At 66.8% G+C, this 16,478-nt stretch carries 17 protein-coding genes and 2 pseudogenes; 9 read left to right on the top strand and 10 right to left on the bottom strand.

The genetic code is table 11. From position 1 onward, the window contains the following. Positions 1-475: pseudogene (locus AC1DTF_RS29830) on the top strand (MFS transporter); the annotation flags it as partial. Here AC1DTF_RS29830 and AC1DTF_RS29825 read toward each other — a convergent pair. The 3 genes from AC1DTF_RS29825 to AC1DTF_RS29815 all read right to left on the bottom strand — a co-directional run bounded on the left by AC1DTF_RS29825 (position 423) and on the right by AC1DTF_RS29815 (position 3,887). After that, positions 423-869: an anthrone oxygenase family protein gene (locus tag AC1DTF_RS29825; protein WP_477476656.1), complete on the bottom strand. Its 447-nt coding sequence runs from the start codon at positions 867-869 to the stop codon at positions 423-425. The pseudogene AC1DTF_RS29830 and the gene AC1DTF_RS29825 sit on opposite strands and share 53 nt — an antisense overlap. A gap of 52 nt (positions 870-921) precedes the next feature. Then, on the bottom strand, positions 922-2,058 hold the full coding sequence (locus tag AC1DTF_RS29820; protein ID WP_477476655.1) for a hypothetical protein: 1,137 nt from the start codon (positions 2,056-2,058) through the stop codon (positions 922-924). 515 nt (positions 2,059-2,573) lie between these two features. Next, positions 2,574-3,887 carry a carotenoid oxygenase family protein gene (locus tag AC1DTF_RS29815; protein ID WP_477476654.1) on the bottom strand — a complete coding sequence of 438 codons (1,314 nt, stop codon included), beginning with the start codon at positions 3,885-3,887 and terminating at the stop codon, positions 2,574-2,576. Positions 3,888-3,945: 58 nt separating this feature from the next. On the opposite strand from AC1DTF_RS29815, the gene AC1DTF_RS29810 reads away from it, so the two are divergent. From AC1DTF_RS29810 to AC1DTF_RS29780, 7 genes are all read left to right on the top strand, one after another. Next, on the top strand, positions 3,946-4,470 hold the full coding sequence (locus AC1DTF_RS29810) for a PadR family transcriptional regulator (RefSeq protein ID WP_477476653.1): 525 nt from the start codon (positions 3,946-3,948) through the stop codon (positions 4,468-4,470). An 83-nt stretch (positions 4,471-4,553) separates the two neighbouring features. Beyond that, the gene (locus AC1DTF_RS29805; RefSeq protein WP_477476652.1) at positions 4,554-5,225 is read left to right on the top strand and encodes a PadR family transcriptional regulator; all 672 of its coding nucleotides are present in this window, start codon (positions 4,554-4,556) and stop codon (positions 5,223-5,225) included. Between the two features lie 21 nt (positions 5,226-5,246). Beyond that, on the top strand, positions 5,247-5,930 hold the full coding sequence (locus AC1DTF_RS29800; protein WP_477476651.1) for a hypothetical protein: 684 nt from the start codon (positions 5,247-5,249) through the stop codon (positions 5,928-5,930). Between the two features lie 68 nt (positions 5,931-5,998). After that, entirely contained in the window at positions 5,999-7,324 is a 1,326-nt protein-coding gene (locus AC1DTF_RS29795; RefSeq protein ID WP_477476650.1) for an MFS transporter, read from the top strand. Positions 7,325-7,351: 27 nt separating this feature from the next. Further along, complete coding sequence (locus AC1DTF_RS29790; RefSeq protein ID WP_477476657.1) at positions 7,352-8,068, top strand: class I SAM-dependent methyltransferase; 717 nt, start codon at positions 7,352-7,354, stop codon at positions 8,066-8,068. Between the two features lie 10 nt (positions 8,069-8,078). Further along, positions 8,079-9,560, top strand: a complete 1,482-nt coding sequence (locus AC1DTF_RS29785; RefSeq protein ID WP_477476649.1) for a glutamate-cysteine ligase family protein — start codon at positions 8,079-8,081, stop codon at positions 9,558-9,560. 20 nt (positions 9,561-9,580) lie between these two features. Next, a complete protein-coding gene (locus AC1DTF_RS29780) occupies positions 9,581-10,252 on the top strand; it encodes a class I SAM-dependent methyltransferase (protein ID WP_477476648.1) in 672 nt (223 codons plus the stop codon). A gap of 3 nt (positions 10,253-10,255) precedes the next feature. On the opposite strand, the gene AC1DTF_RS29775 is transcribed toward AC1DTF_RS29780, so the two are convergent. Then, complete coding sequence (locus AC1DTF_RS29775) at positions 10,256-10,588, bottom strand: sigma factor (RefSeq protein WP_477476647.1); 333 nt, start codon at positions 10,586-10,588, stop codon at positions 10,256-10,258. A 27-nt stretch (positions 10,589-10,615) separates the two neighbouring features. Beyond that, positions 10,616-11,767: an acyl-CoA dehydrogenase family protein gene (locus AC1DTF_RS29770; protein WP_477476646.1), complete on the bottom strand. Its 1,152-nt coding sequence runs from the start codon at positions 11,765-11,767 to the stop codon at positions 10,616-10,618. 106 nt (positions 11,768-11,873) lie between these two features. Between AC1DTF_RS29770 and AC1DTF_RS29765 the strand changes: the two genes are divergently transcribed. Then, complete coding sequence (locus tag AC1DTF_RS29765) at positions 11,874-12,266, top strand: YybH family protein (protein WP_477476645.1); 393 nt, start codon at positions 11,874-11,876, stop codon at positions 12,264-12,266. A 31-nt stretch (positions 12,267-12,297) separates the two neighbouring features. On the opposite strand, the gene egtE is transcribed toward AC1DTF_RS29765, so the two are convergent. The 5 genes and pseudogenes from egtE to AC1DTF_RS29740 form a co-directional block, all read right to left on the bottom strand. After that, positions 12,298-13,377 (bottom strand): ergothioneine biosynthesis PLP-dependent enzyme EgtE, encoded by a 1,080-nt coding sequence (gene egtE / locus AC1DTF_RS29760; RefSeq protein ID WP_477476644.1) that lies wholly within the window; start codon positions 13,375-13,377, stop codon positions 12,298-12,300. Beyond that, complete coding sequence (egtD, locus tag AC1DTF_RS29755; protein WP_477476643.1) at positions 13,374-14,324, bottom strand: L-histidine N(alpha)-methyltransferase; 951 nt, start codon at positions 14,322-14,324, stop codon at positions 13,374-13,376. The genes egtE and egtD overlap by 4 nt, the downstream gene beginning before the upstream one ends. Beyond that, positions 14,321-15,010, bottom strand: coding sequence for an ergothioneine biosynthesis protein EgtC (gene egtC, locus AC1DTF_RS29750; protein WP_477476642.1), 690 nt, complete (start codon positions 15,008-15,010; stop codon positions 14,321-14,323). Before egtC ends, egtD begins: the two co-directional genes overlap by 4 nt. Beyond that, positions 15,010-16,284 carry an ergothioneine biosynthesis protein EgtB gene (egtB, locus tag AC1DTF_RS29745; RefSeq protein WP_057171021.1) on the bottom strand — a complete coding sequence of 425 codons (1,275 nt, stop codon included), beginning with the start codon at positions 16,282-16,284 and terminating at the stop codon, positions 15,010-15,012. Before egtB ends, egtC begins: the two co-directional genes overlap by 1 nt. Then, a pseudogene (locus AC1DTF_RS29740) lies at positions 16,281-16,478 on the bottom strand (ergothioneine biosynthesis glutamate--cysteine ligase EgtA); the annotation flags it as partial. The gene egtB and the pseudogene AC1DTF_RS29740, both read right to left, overlap by 4 nt.

The raw sequence follows: 16,478 nt of genomic DNA, 5'->3' as shown, positions 1-16,478 counted from the left end.
GTTCCGTCACGATCTGTCGGTAGGCGCGATCATCGTGTCGTTCATCGTGCTCGAACTCGGTGTCGGTGTCTCGCAGACGATCTCGAACGACACCATCGTGGCCTCGGTGCCGGCCGCGAAAGCCGGAGCCGCGTCCGCCGTTTCGGAGACCGCATACGAACTGGGCGCAGTGGTGGGTGCGGCGACGCTCGGCACCATCTTCACGGCGTTCTACCGTACCAACGTCGAGGTGCCTGCCGGCCTGACGCCCGTTCAGGCCGGCGACGCGGCCGAAAGCATCGGTGGCGCGACCGCGGTGGCGCGCGAACTGCCCGCACCGACCGCCGAGAAGCTGCTCGAATCCGCGCATACCGCTTTCGATTCGGGGATCGCTCCGACCGCGACCCTCGCGGCGACGCTGGTCCTCGCCGCCGCGGTGATCGTCATCGTTGCGTTCCGGCGATCACCAGCAGCGCCCCTCCCAGCAGACCGGTGACGGTGCGGACGTGGTTCCACGCGGTCCACGGCCCCAGGTAGGACGCCCAGTCCAGACCGGCTTCCAGGCGGTTGTTCAACGGCACGCTGAAGGCGATGGTGATGACCGTCGGCAGCAGCGCGAGCACCGCACCCGCCAGGAGACAGCCGTCCCGGTTGATGACGGCGATGACGCCGAGCACGAGCGCCAGCACGCCGGTTCCGAGGAACAGCACCAGGAATGGGGCGTTCGCCTGGGCCTCGGCGTTGATACCGCGCATCGCCACCGCGGCTTCAACAGGGTCGGTGCGGTCCAGTCCGCGCATGACGAATGTCGAGAACGCGTAGAAAAGGCCGCCGACCGCCGCGCTGCACACGGCAGTCACGGCGGTCAGGGCCAGGACAGGGTTGGTCATGCGAGTAGTCTCCCCCGCCGACCGGCGAGGGAGACCACTCGTTTTTGTGCGATCAGGCCGCGGCGCGCGGGTTGCCCGCCCGTTTCGGCGAGGTCTTGCCGGACCCGGCCTGCTTGAGGCTCGGTCGGGTGACGGGCTCGGCGGCCTCGGGCTCCTCGATCTCGACCTCCTCGAGGGGTGCCTCTTCGACCGGCGTCTCGGTCACGGCTTCCTCGGCGGGCACCTCGGCGGGGGTTTCGACCGGAGTCTCGGCGGGGGTCTCAGCCGGCGTCTCGGCCGACTCAGCACCGGTGCTGACCGGCGTCACCGCCGGTGCGGCGCCGTCGGATTCGGCACCCGGGATCGAGATCGTGAAGGTCTGCGCATCGGCCGTGGGGGCGGTCGCCACCGACGCGGTCTTGGTCGCCGCGGCGGGCTGACCGGCCTTGAGCGCGTTGACGATCACATCGCGGATGTAGGACACGGTCTGCGTCATGAAATCACTGGTGTGCTGGATTCCGTTCAGCAGGATATCGGCGACGCCGTTCTGGACGGCGTTGATGATGTTGATCGGATTCAGCGTCCCGATGGACTTCAGGATCGACTCGGTGACGCTGACGAGGTTCTGCAGCACCGGGGTGGTCCCCACCGGGAAACCGATGCCGATGAACGTCTGCGCCAGCGCCACCGTGAGGGCGAGCCCGCTCTCGAATGCCCCGGCGACCAGTGCTTGGCCGACCGCGAACGGACGCTCGAACGCATCCTGCAGCGGCACGGTGACGCCGGAGATGAAGTTCAGGATCGGTCCCAGGCCGCTGGCGACCAGGCTGTCGATCGCACCGTTGATGTCGCCGGTGCGCGCGATGGCGCCGGCGGCCTGCAGTGCCGCGGGAAGCCCCTGAACCAACYCGGTCAGGGCGGCCCCGCCACCGTTGATGGCCGCCAGCAGCTTCGAGACGGTGTACTGCTGGTTGGCGAAGATCTGGCGCAGGATCGGGAACGGATCGGCGAACTCGGCCTGCAGCGTCTCGCGGATCAGGTCGCCGGCAGCATTGACGACCGGTTTGAAGACCGTGATGGGATTCTCGATGGAGGCCGCCAGGGTGACCGACGGCATGTGCAGCTCGGCACGCGGCGCGATCGGCGCCACCGCGATCACGCTGGCTCCGACCAGCGCGACACCGACCGTCACATACGGCTTCATCGTCATTTGCATGGACATTTTCTCTTTGCCATCCCTTCAGGCGCTTCCCCCGGACCGGAGAGAACTTACCCACCAGTAAGTTGACGTCAAGAGAGATTTGTAAAGTTGCACCCACTGTCAAATTTCCGAGAACCGCACATTGCGGTTTCGTAACGTTGCTGTTGAGAGCAATTTTTAGCTGTGGTCGAAAACCCGGCAAACAGTCGTACACGGCAAGTCGATAGTTTCGCCTACAAACTAATCAGTTGTTATTGCAACTACCGCCCCGGCGGTGTCGGCGTTTGCTGCTTATAAGCTACCCACCAGTACGACCTGCGTGATTCTGCGCACATCTCGGTGAGTGTGTGGTTTGCGCCACCTCGCGCTGCGGGTATCCCCGCAGCGCAGTTCGGCAATTTCATTTCGCACACCGGCCGGTCATTCCAGCAACAGCGCACACCCGGTCACCTCTCGTTGCCGGGACCGCCGGTACCGTGCGGTAGGTGCGGATTTACGACGTCCACATCGTGAGACGCCGATGCTCACGCGCCGATCCAGTTGCCGTGGAACCCGAACGGCACCCGCTGCGGTAGCGAGATGGTCGCCACCGGTGCGCCTCCGAAATCGGACGCGTCCAGGATCACCAGATCGCTACCCTCGCGCACCGGGTCATATACGTAGCTCAGATACCAGCCGCTGCTCTCATCGCCCGGGCCCGCCGCCGGTACGAACACCGCTTCCCCGGACCTCCCCGGCCCGAAGGAGTGCGTCTCGGCGGCACCGGTGGACAGATCGTGACGAACCAGTGCGGTGTCTCCCACCGAGACCGAGAAACGGGCCGGCAGGCCGACCAGCCGGTCGTCGATCCTCGGGAACTCGATTCCCCGATCGTCGAGCTGGCGTTCGGTCACCGTGCCGGCGTTCAGGTCGATCCGCCACTCCCACAGCACCGCCTGCTCACCGAATCCGCCGTCGTTGCGCCACAGCTCCGGGTATCGGGCCGCCTGCAGCACAATCGAATTCGCGTGGTCGTAGGCGTTCGCAACGTGGAAGACGTAGCACGGGTCGATATCGAACCAGCGGATGACACCGAACGGGTCATCGCGGCGCAGCACGCCGAACCGGGCGCCGTAGGTGTCGCTCCAGCGGTAGGGCATATCGCCTTCGCCCTTGCCTGCGACGTCCAGGTCGAACACGATCGGCAGGTCCATGAAGATCACGTGATCGGCCGTCAAGGCGAAGTCATGCATCATGGTGTGCGCCTTGACATCCACCGGCCGGTTGATGATCAGTTCGCCGTCGGCGGACACCCGGTGGTAGGTGACATACGGCTCGAAGATGCTGCCGTAACCGAAGAAGTGCATCTCACCGGTGGTCGGGCAGATCTTCGGGTGGGCGGTCATCGAGTTGGTGAGCTTGCCACCGAAATCGTAGGCACCCAACGTTTCCAGCTCGTTGCTGATCTCATACGGGAACGATGATTCGACCAGGGCCAGCGTCTTCCCGGCGTGGTTGACCACGTGGGTGTTGGCGAGAGCGGCGCGCAGGTTGCGGGAGCCGTCGGGATTGTAGAGCGGGAAGTCCTCGACGAAGCTGTCGGTGCGGACCCAGCGGTTGCGGTACCACTTGGCCGCCCCGTTCTCGATCCGGACGCCATGGACCATGCCGTCACCGGCGAACCAGTGCGCGTTGGCCTCGCGCGGGTTGGGCCCGTTGCGCAGGTACCACCCGTCGATCTCGGGCGGGATGCCGCCTTGGACGGGCAGGTGGTATTCGGTGAGTTCGTCGGCGACGGGCGCGTAGTTGCCGCGCCGGAAGAAGTCACCTTCGGCGGGCAGTGCGGAGGCGGTGGTCATGACACCACGATGACATTCCACTAGTGACATGTCAAGAGTGGAATGTAGGATCTGTTTCATGAGTTTGCGAATGGCGGCGCTCGGCCTGCTGACCCAACATCCCGGCAGCGGCTATGACCTGCTCAAGCGTTTCGAGAAGTCGATGGCCAACGTCTGGCCGGCCACCCAGAGCCAGCTCTACGGCGAGCTGAACCGCTTGGCGGACAACGGATTCATCGAAGTGGCCGAGATCGGCCCACGCGGACGCAAGGTGTACCGCGTCACCGAAGCCGGGCATGCCGAACTCCTGCGGTGGGTGACCAATCCCCAGGACGATCCGCCCGACCGGAGGCCGGAGTTGCTGCGCATCTTCCTGCTCGGCGAACCCCCTCGCCGCGACGCTGCCGACCACGTAAAGGCACTCGTCGAGCACGCCGAATCCGAACTGGCACGCCTGCAGGCGCTGCGCGACGGTCTGCACCTCGACGACTCCGACAACTCCTTCTACGCAAATGCCGCCCTGGAATATGGCCTGCGCTTCGAGGCCATGCAGGCGGAATGGGCGCGCTGGTTGGTGACCGCCATCGACGGCCGCTCAAAATGATAGTTGCATCGCGATAGCTTCCGATATATCGTTAACGCATCGGAAGCGCAGACCGTGCTTCCCTCTCCAGAAAGAAGCACCCCATGAACACCCCCTTCACACCCCCCAACCCCGCATTCGGCTTCGGTCCCCTCGGGTTCGATCGCCGCCACGCCCGCCGCGAGTTCCGCGACCACATCCGCGAGCAGGCCGCCGGCCCGCAGGGTCCGTTCGGCCCGGGATTCGGTCCCGGCTTCGGCAGAGGTTTCGGTCCCGGCTTCGGTGGTCCCGGCTTCGGCGGCGGACCCCGTGGTCGCGGCGGTCGTGGTCCCCGCGGCCGCGGCAAGCGCGGTGACGTGCGCGCCGCGATCATGACCCTGCTCACCGAACGTCCCATGCACGGGTACGAGATGACCCAGGAGATCGCCGCCCGCAGTAACGATCTGTGGAAGCCGAGCCCCGGCTCGGTGTATCCGACCCTGCAACTGCTGGTCGACGAGGGTCTGATCACCCCGACCGAGAGCGAAGGCAGCAAGAAGACCTTCGAGCTCACCGAGGAAGGCCGCACGGCGGCCGCCAAGATCGAGACCGCCCCGTGGGACGAGATCGCCGAGGACGCCGACCCGAACGCGGTGAACCTGCGGGCCGCGCTGGGCCAGCTGTTCGGTGCTGTCGGACAGTCCGCGCACGCCGCCTCTGCCGAGCAGCAGCAGCGCATCCTCGACATCGTCAACAACGCACGCCGGGAGATCTACCAGATCCTCGGCGAGGAGTGACGCCCGTAGCATTGCCACACGATGATCACCGGTAATTTTCTCGATGTTCTGATCCCGCTGCTGGTCGCGGTTCTCGCCGCGGCCGGCAGCGTGATCGGGATCCCGTTCCGCGACGCGGATTCCTATATGCGCCGCCGCGGCATCTGGGTCTTGATGTTGGTCGCGGTGTCGGCGATCGCCACCTACGCCGCGCTCGACTCGACCTCCGCAGGAGGAAGCGCGCTCGAGGCGGCGGGGCTGGCCGCCGCGGCCGTCGCCGCCGCGATCGGTGCCCATCTGCTCTGGCGCAGGCTGGTCCTCGATGCCGAGCGGAGCACCGCCATGAAGGCCATCGCTGCCACCGGACTTGCTGCGGCTGTCGTCATCGCCGCGGTGTCGTTCAGTTACATCGATGGCAAGGCCTGCCGTCAGGTCGAACCACTGATCGCGCTGAGCGCCCAGTCCTTCGTGATGCCGAGCTTCTCGACGGAACAAGGGCCGACGGCCGGCGATTTCGACGAACGCGCCCGGGCAATCCGCGACCAGGCACGTCAGATCGCTCCCGGCGAGGTCGCGGATCACGCGACCAGGCTGGCCGATCTGGCCGGCCAGATCGCGTTCGCGGTCCGCAATGATGACACCGCCCAGCACGCTCTGTTGGGCGCGCAGTACTACGACGAACTAAAACCCATCGTGCGCAAGTGCCGGATCACGTTGAGCAGCTAGACGCGGTCTTCGGATCACCGTAAGCACAACCCTGGCGCGATCTCCGGATCACCGCCATATTGCGACCGGTGACCGTCACCGACAGCTCGCCGCCCGAACAGACCGCCGTGGACCGTTCGAAAGTTCGGACGGCCCTCACGGCCAGCCTCGTCGGCACCACCATCGAGTGGTACGACTTCTTCCTCTACGCCACCGCGGCCAGCCTGGTGTTCAACACCGCGTTCTTCCCGGACCAGAGTTCCTTCGTCGGCACGCTGCTGGCGTTCGCCACCTTCGCGGTCGGATTCCTGGTCCGGCCCATCGGCGGCTTCGTCTTCGGGCACATCGGTGACCGCATCGGCCGCAAACGCACCCTGGCGCTGACGATGTTCCTGATGGGCGGCGCGACCGCGCTGATGGGTCTGCTGCCCACCGCCACCCAGATCGGCGTCGTCGCGCCGATCCTGTTGCTGCTGCTGCGCATCGTCCAGGGCTTCGCGCTCGGCGGTGAATGGGCCGGCGCGGTGCTGCTCGCGGTCGAACACAGCACCCCGAAGCGGCGGGGGTTCGCCGGCAGCATCCCCCAGGTCGGACTGGCGCTCGGTCTGGCGCTGGGCACCGGCGTCTTCGCACTGCTGCAGACGGTCATGACGGCGGAGGCATTCCTGTCCTACGGCTGGCGCATCGCCTTCCTGTTCAGCATCGTGCTGGTGATCTTCGGCGTCGTCGTGCGGCTCAAGGCCTCCGAGACCCCGGCCTTCGAGAAGCTCAAAGAGGACGACGACGTGTCGTCGACGCCGCTGCGGGAACTGTTCCGCGGCCCGTCGCTGCGCCCGACGCTGCTGGGCATGCTGAGCCGCTGGGGTGAGGGCGCGGCGTTCAACACCTGGGGCGTGTTCGCCATCGCGTACGCCACCAGCGCGACCGGCCCGTTGCACCTGGGCAAGGTCGACGTGCTGATCGTGGTGACCGTGGCCGCCCTGTTGATGGCGGCGCTGCTGCCGGTATCGGGTCTGCTCGCCGACCGTTTCGGACCCCAACGCGTCTACGCGACCGGTATCGCCGCCTACGCGGTGGCGGTGTTCCCGGTGTTCGCCTTGTTCAACACCGGAAGTCTGACCGCGTTCGCGATCGGCATCGTCATCGTGTTCGGCATCATCCACGCCTGGTTCTACGGCGCRCAGGGCACGCTGTACGCCTCGCTGTTCCCGACCCGGATCCGCTACACCGGACTGTCCACGGTCTACCAGCTCTCCGGCGTCTACTCCTCGGGGCTGACCCCGCTGATCCTGACCACGCTCATCGCGGTCGGCGGCAACGCACCGTGGTTGGCCTGCGGCTACCTGGTGACCACGGCGGTCATCAGCGTCGTGGCGACGCTGCTGCTCAAGCCAAGGGACCTCGCCGACTTGTAGCCTGACGGCGTGACCGATCTGGATCGCATGCCGCGCGGTGGCCCCGACGCATCCTGTCTGGACCGGCTGCTGCAGACCGACCGGACCGAGTACCTGGATCGCACCGACGTCGATCCCGCGGTCAAACGCAGCGTGGTGGACGCGTTGGAGTGGACCGGTCGGGTGTTCGGCAACCACCGGCAGTTCGCGCACCTGGTGCTCGAGGAGATCGCCGACGTGCCGGACCCGAAGGTCCTCGAACTCGGCGCCGGCCACGGCGCGCTGTCGACGGTGGTGCTGGAGGGACATCCCACCGCTCATGTCACGGTGACCGATATCGAGCACGATTCGGTCGCCGCGATGGCTGCCGGTGAGCTGGGCAGCCATCCGCGGGCCCAGGTGCGGGAAATGGACGCCACCGCAATCGACGCACCCGACGGCCATTTCGCGCTCGCGGTGTTCGCCTTGTCGTTTCATCATCTTCCACCGGTGACGGCCGCCGCGGTGCTCTCCGAGGGCACCCGCGTCGCAGACAAGCTTCTGATCATCGACCTGCCCAGGCCACCGGCACCGTTGCATCTCCTGCGACTGGCCACCATGCTGCCGCTGGCCCCGTTCATCCCGTTCGTGCACGACGGTGTCATCAGTTCGTTGCGCAGCTACAGCCCGTCGGCGTTGCGCGCACTGGCCGAACACGCCGGCGTCGACCTCGAATTGCGGGGCGGTCTGCTCAGTCCACAGATCGCGGTGGCCGTTCGGCGCTAGTGTCGACGCTGTGGGCGAAGAGGTTTCCCGCACGGAATTCAGCCGCGCACAGCGCCGCGAATACCGGCGCAAGGTCCAGCTGTGCCTGGACGTGTTCGAGACGATGCTGTCCCAGTCCAGCTTCGAGTTCGACCGACCGCTCACCGGCATGGAGATCGAATGCAATCTTGTCGACGCTGACTACCAGCCGGCGCTGCGCAATCAGGAGGTACTGGCCTCCATCGCCGATCCGGCCTATCAGACCGAACTGGGCGCGTACAACATCGAATTCAATGTTCCGCCGCGTCCGTTACCCGGGCAGTCCGCGCTGGAACTGGAGGCCGAGGTGCGGGCCAGCCTGAACGCCGCCGAGGCCAAGGCCACCGAGGACGGCGCGCACATCGTCATGATCGGCATCCTTCCCACCCTGATGCCCGAGCATCTGGAGTCGGGGTGGATGAGCGAGTCGACCCGCTACCAGGCACTCAACGACTCCATCTTCACCGCGCGCGGCGAGGATATCGACATCGATATCACCGGGCCCGAACGGTTGTCCCTGCAGTCGGCCGATATCGCACCCGAATCTGCCTGCACGAGTATGCAATTGCATCTGCAGGTCTCGCCAGCGGAGTTCGCGCAGAACTGGAACGCCGCGCAGGTGCTGGCCGGCCCGCAGATCGCCCTGGGCGCCAATTCGCCGTACTTCTTCGGCCACGAACTGTGGGCCGAGACCCGCATCGAACTGTTCGGGCAGGCCACCGACACCCGCCCCGACGAGCTCAAGACCCAGGGCGTGCGCCCCCGGGTGTGGTTCGGCGAACGGTGGATCACCTCCATTTTCGATCTGTTCGAGGAAAACGTCCGCTACTTCCCGTCGCTGCTGCCGGAGATCTCCGACGAGGATCCGGTGGTCGAGCTCGCAGCCGGGCGCACCCCGGCGCTCTCGGAGTTACGCCTGCACAACGGCACCATCTACCGGTGGAACCGACCCGTCTACGACGTGGTGAACGGCAAACCGCACCTGCGCGTCGAGAACCGGGTGCTGCCCGCCGGGCCCACGGTGGTGGACATGCTGGCCAACTCGGCGTTCTACTACGGCACCCTGCGGGCACTCACCGACGAGGACCGGCCGCTGTGGAGCAAGATGAGTTTCGCTGCGGCACAGCACAATTTCTTTGCATCTGCCCGGCACGGGATGGACGCCCGGCTGTACTGGCCCCGTCTGGGTGAGGTGACCGCCGACGAACTCGTGCTGCGGGAACTGCTGCCGCTGGCCCATGACGGGCTGCGGCGCTGGGGGGTCGCCGCCGATGTTCGGGACCGCTTCCTCGGGGTCATCGAGGCACGCGCCAAGACCGGCCGCAACGGTGCCGCCTGGCAGACCGCCACCGTGCGTGCGCTGCAGGAACGCGGTTTGGCGCGGCCCGCCGCACTGGCCGAGATGCTGCGTATGTACTGCGAACACATGCACACCAATGCGCCGGTCCACACGTGGGAAACACCCACCGCGTGAGCGCGCGTACGTTGGATGTCATGGCATCTGAGGTACTGGACTGGGACAGCGCATATCGCCACGACAGCGAGTTCCAGGGACCGCCGCCGTGGAGCATCGGTGAACCGCAACCCGAACTGGCAGCGCTGATCTCGGCGGGCAAGGTGCGCAGCGACGTCCTGGACGCCGGCTGTGGACACGCTGAGTTGTCACTGTCGCTGGCGGCAGACGGTTACACCGTGGTGGGCCTGGACATTTCGCCGACCGCCATCGCTGTGGCGAATCGTGCAGCACAGGAACGCAACCTGCGATACGCCAGCTTTGCCCAGGCCGACATCACCTCGTTCACCGGCTACGACGGCCGATTCCACACCGTCATCGACTCGACGCTGTTCCATTCGCTGCCCATCGACGGCAGGCACAACTACCTGCACGCGGTGCAGCGCGCCGCCGCCCCGGGCGCGCACTACTACGTCCTGGTGTTCGCCAAGGGAGCGTTCCCAGCCGAGCTGGAGACCAAGCCCAACGAGGTCGACGAGTACGAACTGCGCGATATCGTCGCGGCACACTGGACCGTCGACGACATACGCCCGGCCTTCATCCACGCCAACATGCCGTCAGGGCCGGGGGCGCCGTTCGAGCTGCCCCCGCACGATCACGATGACAAGGGCCGGATGAAGCTGCCGGCCTTCCTGCTGTCCGCGCACAAGTAGCGCTCAGACCAGCATGGCCCGATGGATCCACGTCGTGGCATAGTCGGCAAACCCGGTAGCCCCCGTGCCGCGGTATCTCTGCGCCGCGAACGTCAGGCCGACCTCTCCCGCCTCGACCAGATCCAGGAACGCGACACCCCGACCGGCGTACGTCTTGGCGACCGCCACCACCAGATGGTGATGAGCGCTCACAAGCTGCTCGGGGGAGTCGTCCGACTCATTCAATGTCACGCCAGACCGGAGATCACGCAGAAGCCCACGAACCGTGTCCGGTGACGTCGTCAACCGGGCTTCCGAGATGGCCTGCCGAAGTTCCTCGGACTCCTCAGCTGTCATGGGTCAATTGTGCCCTGGGCTATCGAGTCAGATGCCGCCGCGCGACACCAACTGGGCAGCAATGACATTGCGCTGGATCTCGTTGGTGCCCTCGCCGACGATCATCAGCGGGGCGTCGCGGAAGTAGCGCTCCACGTCGTATTCGGTGGAGTAGCCGTAGCCGCCGTGGATACGGACTGCGTTGAGCGCGATCTCCATCGCGGTCTCGGAGGCGAACAGTTTGGCCATGCCGGCTTCCATATCGCAGCGCTCGCCGCTGTCGTACTTCTCGGCGGCATACCAGGTGAGTTGGCGGGCGGCGGTGAGCTTGGTGGCCATATCGGCCAGATAGTTGCCGATGGACTGGTGCTTCCAGATCGGCTGCCCGAAGCTCTCGCGCTGCTGGGCGTAGGCCAACGAGTCCTCCAGCGCCGCGGTGGCCACCCCCAGCGCCCGGGAGGCGACCTGGATGCGGCCGGTTTCCAGGCCCTTCATCATCTGCGCGAAGCCCTTGCCGGGGGTGGCGCCGAGAATGGCGGTGGCCGGGATGCGGTAGTCGTCGAAGGACAGCTCGCAGGACTCCACCCCCTTGTAGCCGAGCTTGGGCAGATCGCGTGAAACCGTCAGGCCGGGGCCGTGTTCGACGAGCACGATGGAGATGCCCTTGTGCTTCGGCTGCGCGCTGGGATCCGTTTTGCACAGCAGCGCAATCAATTCCGAGCGCCTGGCATTGGAGATCCAGGTCTTGGCGCCCGAGATCACCAGGTCATCGCCGTCGGTCTTCGCGACGGTGGTCATGGCCTGTAGGTCGGAGCCGCCGCCCGGTTCGGTGAGCGCCATGGTGGCACGGACCTCGCCGGTGGCCATCCGCGGTAGATACGTCTGCTTCTGTTCGTCGGTGCCGAACAGGGTGAGCAGCTTGGCGACCACGGTGTGCCCGCCCATCGCGCCGGCCAAGCTCATCCACCCGCGGGAGAGTTCCTGGGTGACCTGCGCGTAGCAGGGCATCGATACCGGCGATCCGCCGTAGGCCTCCGGCACCGCCAAACCGTAGATGCCGATCTGCTTCATCTGCTCGATCCAGCGTTCGGGGTATTCGTTGGCGTGCTCGACGTCTTGCACGCTGGGCTTGACCTCCCGGTCGACGAAGTCGCGCACCGTCTGGATCAGGAAGGTCTCTTCATCGCTGAGCATGGACAACCTTATCTTTCGCCCAACGTCGACTTGTTGTCGATTCCGGGCACGGATGTCGACAACAAGTCGACGTTGGGCCCCACGGGCGCATCCAGGCGACTACGTTGACGAAATGGACGATCCGATGGACGCAGTGCTGCAATATGTCGCGGCGTTCAACGACGGTGACGTGGCGGCAATGGCGGCGACGTGCTCTGATCCCATGCAAATTCTCGACGGAATGTCACCCCATGTCTGGCAGGGGGCAACGGCCGCCGAAGACTGGTGGAAGGACGTGCTTGCTGAGGGCGCGCACCTCGGGGCTTCGGGCTACCGCATCACCCTCGGCGCGCCATTGCATGTCGATGTCACGGGCGACTACGGCTATGTCGTGGTCCCTGCGTCCATGACGTTCGACCTCCGCGGCAGTCAGATCACCCAAACAGGCTCGGTCTACACCGTCGCGCTCCGCAGAGTCGGCACACACTGGCGCCTCACTGCCTGGGCGTGGGCCAAAGGCAGCTAGGCAGAAGCGACTTCGGCGCCCACACGCATCCTCAGCTGACCGCGGCCAACGCCTCGGCGAAGAGCTCCAGATCCTCGGCAGCGACATCCACGTGCGGGGACACCCGCAGCACCGGCCCGACCATCTCGCTCGGAGCCCGCACCACCTCGCATGCAGTGGTGACGATCCGGTGTTCGGCGATCAGCTTGGCCCGCACCGGTGTCGGTGCGGCACCGTTGGTGGGGCGCAGCGTGGTGATCGCGGTCGGCTCATCGACGGGTTCGACCACCTCCCAGCCGGGAATGTCGGCGAGCACCGTCCGGGTGAGCCGGCCGACCTCGGCCAGCCGGGCCTGCACCCGATCGGGGCCGGCGGCCAGGTGTTCGCCCAGCGCAAGCGAGAAGCCGACCCGCGACCCGATATTGGCCTCGTGCAATTCCATCGGCGCCCACCGCGGCGTCAACCGCCCGTACAACTCGGGCCGTACCGCCAGCGTGCCGACACCGCGCGGCCCGGCCAACCACTTGCGCGAGGACGAATACAGGACGTCGGCGCCCACCGCACAGTCCACGTGCCCGAGTCCCTGCGCCGCGTCGACCACCAGCAGCAGTCCCAGCGCTCGGCACACCGGCGCCAACTCGGCCAGTGGCTGGGCCACACCGCGGTGGCTGCCGAGCACGGTCAGATGCACCATCGCCGGCGGGTCGGCCTCCAGCACGGCCGCGGCCTCGTCGACCAGCAGTCGGCCCAGCTCATCCACGGGCAGGCTGCGCACCTCGAATCCGTTGGCCGCCATGATGACCAGGTTGGGTCCGTACTCGCCGGGCGGGCATGCCACGGTGCGCGGTCCGGTCCAGCTGCTCAGCAGCAGATCCAGCGCATGGTTGGAGCCGGTGGTGAAGATGACCTCCGCATCGGGCATCCCGGCCAGGGCGCGCACCGCGGCCCGTCCGGCGTCCAGCGCCGGCACCGCGGCTTCGCCCGCCACGTAACCGCCGACCTCGGCCTCGTGCCGGGCGTGCGTGGCACCCGCCTCGATCACCGCATTGCTCTGCCGTGAGCAGGCCGCGCTGTCCAGATGGAGACCCGCCACCGGCACCCGCGCCGACCGCCAGGCTTCGGCCAGGCTCATTTCACCGCCAGCGAAAGACCGAAATCGCCTGCGCCATCGGTCCACCAGTGGGTGCGACGCAGTCCGGCGGCGGCCAGTTCAGCTTCCACACCCTCGGGGCGGAACTTGCTGGACACCTCCGTGAGCATCTCCTCGCCCGCCGCGAAGTCGACCGTGAGATCAAGCTGCGCGATCCGCACCCGTTGATCCGCGGTCGAGCGCAACCACATCTCGATGCGTTMCTGCTCCGGATTCCACCGCGCCACATGATCGAAGGCGTCCAGGTCGAAGTCGGCGTCGAGTTCGCGGTTCACCACGGTCAGCACATTGCGGTTGAACGCGGCCGTGACACCCGCACTGTCGTCGTAGGCGCGCACCAGCCGGCCGACATCCTTGACCAGGTCGGTACCCAGCAGCAGCGAATCGCCGGGCTGCATGGAGTCGGCAAGCGCGGCAAGGAATTCGGTGCGGGGCTCCGGGGTGAAATTGCCGATCGTGGACCCGAGGAAGACCACCATGCGCCGGCCGGCCTTGGGAATCGTGCCGAGATCCTGCTCGAAATCGCCGCACACCACGTCGATCTCGATGTCCGGGTATTCGGCATGCAGCGCCCGGGCAGCGTCACGCAGGACGCTCGGGTCGACATCGAACGGGATGAAGCGCTTCAGCGCTCCGCTGTCCCGCATGGCATCGAGCAGCAGTCGTGTCTTCTCCGAGGTGCCGCTGCCCAGCTCGACCAGAGTGTCGGCACCCGAGGCGGCCACGATATCGGCGGCCCGGTCCTGCAGGATCGACGCTTCGGTGCGGGTGGGGTAGTACTCGGGCAGGCGGGTGATCTGATCGAAGAGATCACTGCCCTTCGCGTCGTAGAACCATTTGGGCGGCAGCGTTTTCGGGGACTGCGCCAAGCCGTGCCGGACGTCGCGGCGCAGCGCTTTGGACAGGTCCGATGCCGTGCCGGTCGTCATGAGGGTCCTTCCAGAGGGGTGATGGTGAGATTCGTGCCGGTGACCTCGACGAGGTGCCGGTCGGGGATGTCACGCCAGGACGGGTCATCGTCGTAGGGTTCGCTGGCCAGCACGATGCCATCATCGCGCTGCAGCGAGAACAGGGTGTCGCCCCAGGTGGTGGCGAGCAGGGAGGAACCGTTGGCGGCCAGGATGTTCAGGCGGGCACCGGGATCCTGCGCGCCGACGGCGGCAACGGTGTCTCCCAGCGCGCCCATACCGCGCGCGAAGATGTGTGCGGCCAGCAGCGCACTGTCGACGGTGGATTCTGCTGTCGCCGAGGAGGGTAGGACGGCGCGGTCGACGATGCCGTTGTGTGAGAGCAGCCAGGTGCCGTCGCTGAAGGGCGCCGAAGCCGAAGGCTCGATGGGCATGCCGACCGTCGCCGAACGCACGGCCGCCACAAAGCAGTCACTGCGTAGAGCCGGCGCCACCGACGCGAACGACGCGTCCCCCCACAACGGTTTGTCGCTGCGCCAGCGCCGCACACCCTGATCGAAGAAGCCGACACCCCAGCCGTCGGCATTGATGGTGCCGTGCTTCTGCCGACGCGGCGAATAGGACTGCACCAGAAGGCCGCTCGGTGGCTCCAGCACCAGCGAGGATACCGGTACCGGTGCACCGAGCCAGCCCAGGTGGCGACACATCAGGCGTCCCAGGCCAGGCGGACACCGGAGAAGATCTGCCGCCGGATCGGATGGTCCCAGTTGCGGAAGCTGGGTCGCAAGATGCCGGCCGCCACCGCCCACGAGCCGCCGCGCAGGATCCGATAATCACCGTCGAAGAAGGGCGCCGTGTACTGGTCGTAGATCATCGGGGTGAACCCGGGCCAGGGGCGCAGTGGTGAGGTGGTCCACTCCCACACATCGCCGAGCATCTGCTCCACCCCGTAGGCCGACGCCCCCGCCGGGTAGGCACCGACCGGCGCCGGGCGCAGGGCATCGCCGCCGAGATTGGCCAGCTCGGGTGTGGGTTGTGCGTCGCCCCAGGGGAATCGGCGACGCGTACCGGCCACCGGGTCCCACGCGCAGGCCTTCTCCCATTCCACCTCGGTCGGCAACCGAGCACCCGACCACGCCGCGAAGGCCTCCGCCTCGAAGTAGGTGATGTGCTGCACCGGTTCGTCACCCGGGATGGATTCGTGGTGGCCGAACCGGGTGCGGCTGCCGTCGGTGTTCCAGAAAGCGGGTGCACTCAGACCAGCGTGCTCCCGGTGCGCCCAGCCGCGTTCGGACCACCACTGTGGTGTCCGGTAGCCACCGTCGTCGATGAACTCGCGCCACTGCGCGTTGGTCACCGGTACCCGCCCGATCCGGAACGGCTCGACGTGCACGACGTGGCCGGGACGTTCGTTGTCGAGCGAGTACGGTTCCTCGGAAGCATTGACGCCCAAGGTGAACGGACCGCCGGGTACCAACACCGAGGTTCCGGCCAGGCCGGCACGCCCGGGCGGCAGCGCCGCACCCACGCTCAGCAGCGCGGGGCCCGTGCGCAGATTGAGTGCCTGCAGCATGGTCTCGTCGTGCTGGTTCTCGTGGGAGACGACCAACCCGAAACGGAACAACGCCTCGTCGCCGTCGGTGCGGTCCAGGACGTCGAGAGCACGGTCGCGGACGGTGCGGCAGTAGGTCCGGGCATCGGCCGGCGGGAGCAGCGGCAGGTCGACGCGGCTGGCGCGGGAATGCACGAATGCGTCATACAGCGAGTCGATCTCGGGTGTGAGGATGCCCGGGGCGTTGGGGTCACCATCGCGCAGCAGCCAGAACTCCTCCTGCTGGCCGATATGGGCGAGGTCCCACACCAGCGGGCTCATCAGCGGGTCGTACTGGCGATGCAGTTCGGCGTCATCGAAGTCGACCAGTGCCAGGGTGCGCTCCCGGGCACGGGTCAGTTCGGTGGCCAGCACCTCCGGTGATGTCACGAGTCGCCTTTCGCCAATTGGGTCAGAGCTGTTGGTATGCCGTGTTCGACAACGAGATCGGAGAAGTCATCACCGGGACATCGGCCGGCCTCGGCGTCGGCGAGCAGGCGGGTCATCGCGTCGGCCAGGCCGGCCGGGGCGTGCTCGGCGGCGGCGGCCACGCAGGTCACCGCCGCGGCCCGCAGGCCCGGGTC

It is taken from the genome of Mycobacterium sp. P4_H6 (assembly GCF_056400845.1).
Note: the sequence above shows the minus strand (reverse complement) of the source record. Positions and strands in the feature narration are given on the sequence as shown.

Bases quoted from the DNA above. Each gene is read 5' to 3' on its own strand.
- AC1DTF_RS29810 (WP_477476653.1), top strand. From the start codon at position 3,946: ATGAGTTTGCGAATGGCGGCGCTCGGCCTGCTGACCCAACATCCCGGC.
- AC1DTF_RS29775 (WP_477476647.1), bottom strand. From the start codon at position 10,588: ATGACAGCTGAGGAGTCCGAGGAACTTCGGCAGGCCATCTCGGAAGCC.
- AC1DTF_RS29765 (WP_477476645.1), top strand. From the start codon at position 11,874: ATGGACGATCCGATGGACGCAGTGCTGCAATATGTCGCGGCGTTCAAC.
- AC1DTF_RS29825 (WP_477476656.1), bottom strand. From the start codon at position 869: ATGACCAACCCTGTCCTGGCCCTGACCGCCGTGACTGCCGTGTGCAGC.
- egtE (WP_477476644.1), bottom strand. From the start codon at position 13,377: ATGAGCCTGGCCGAAGCCTGGCGGTCGGCGCGGGTGCCGGTGGCGGGT.
- AC1DTF_RS29800 (WP_477476651.1), top strand. From the start codon at position 5,247: ATGATCACCGGTAATTTTCTCGATGTTCTGATCCCGCTGCTGGTCGCG.
- AC1DTF_RS29805 (WP_477476652.1), top strand. From the start codon at position 4,554: ATGAACACCCCCTTCACACCCCCCAACCCCGCATTCGGCTTCGGTCCC.
- AC1DTF_RS29790 (WP_477476657.1), top strand. From the start codon at position 7,352: ATGCCGCGCGGTGGCCCCGACGCATCCTGTCTGGACCGGCTGCTGCAG.
- AC1DTF_RS29815 (WP_477476654.1), bottom strand. From the start codon at position 3,887: ATGACCACCGCCTCCGCACTGCCCGCCGAAGGTGACTTCTTCCGGCGC.
- AC1DTF_RS29780 (WP_477476648.1), top strand. From the start codon at position 9,581: ATGGCATCTGAGGTACTGGACTGGGACAGCGCATATCGCCACGACAGC.
- egtC (WP_477476642.1), bottom strand. From the start codon at position 15,010: ATGTGTCGCCACCTGGGCTGGCTCGGTGCACCGGTACCGGTATCCTCG.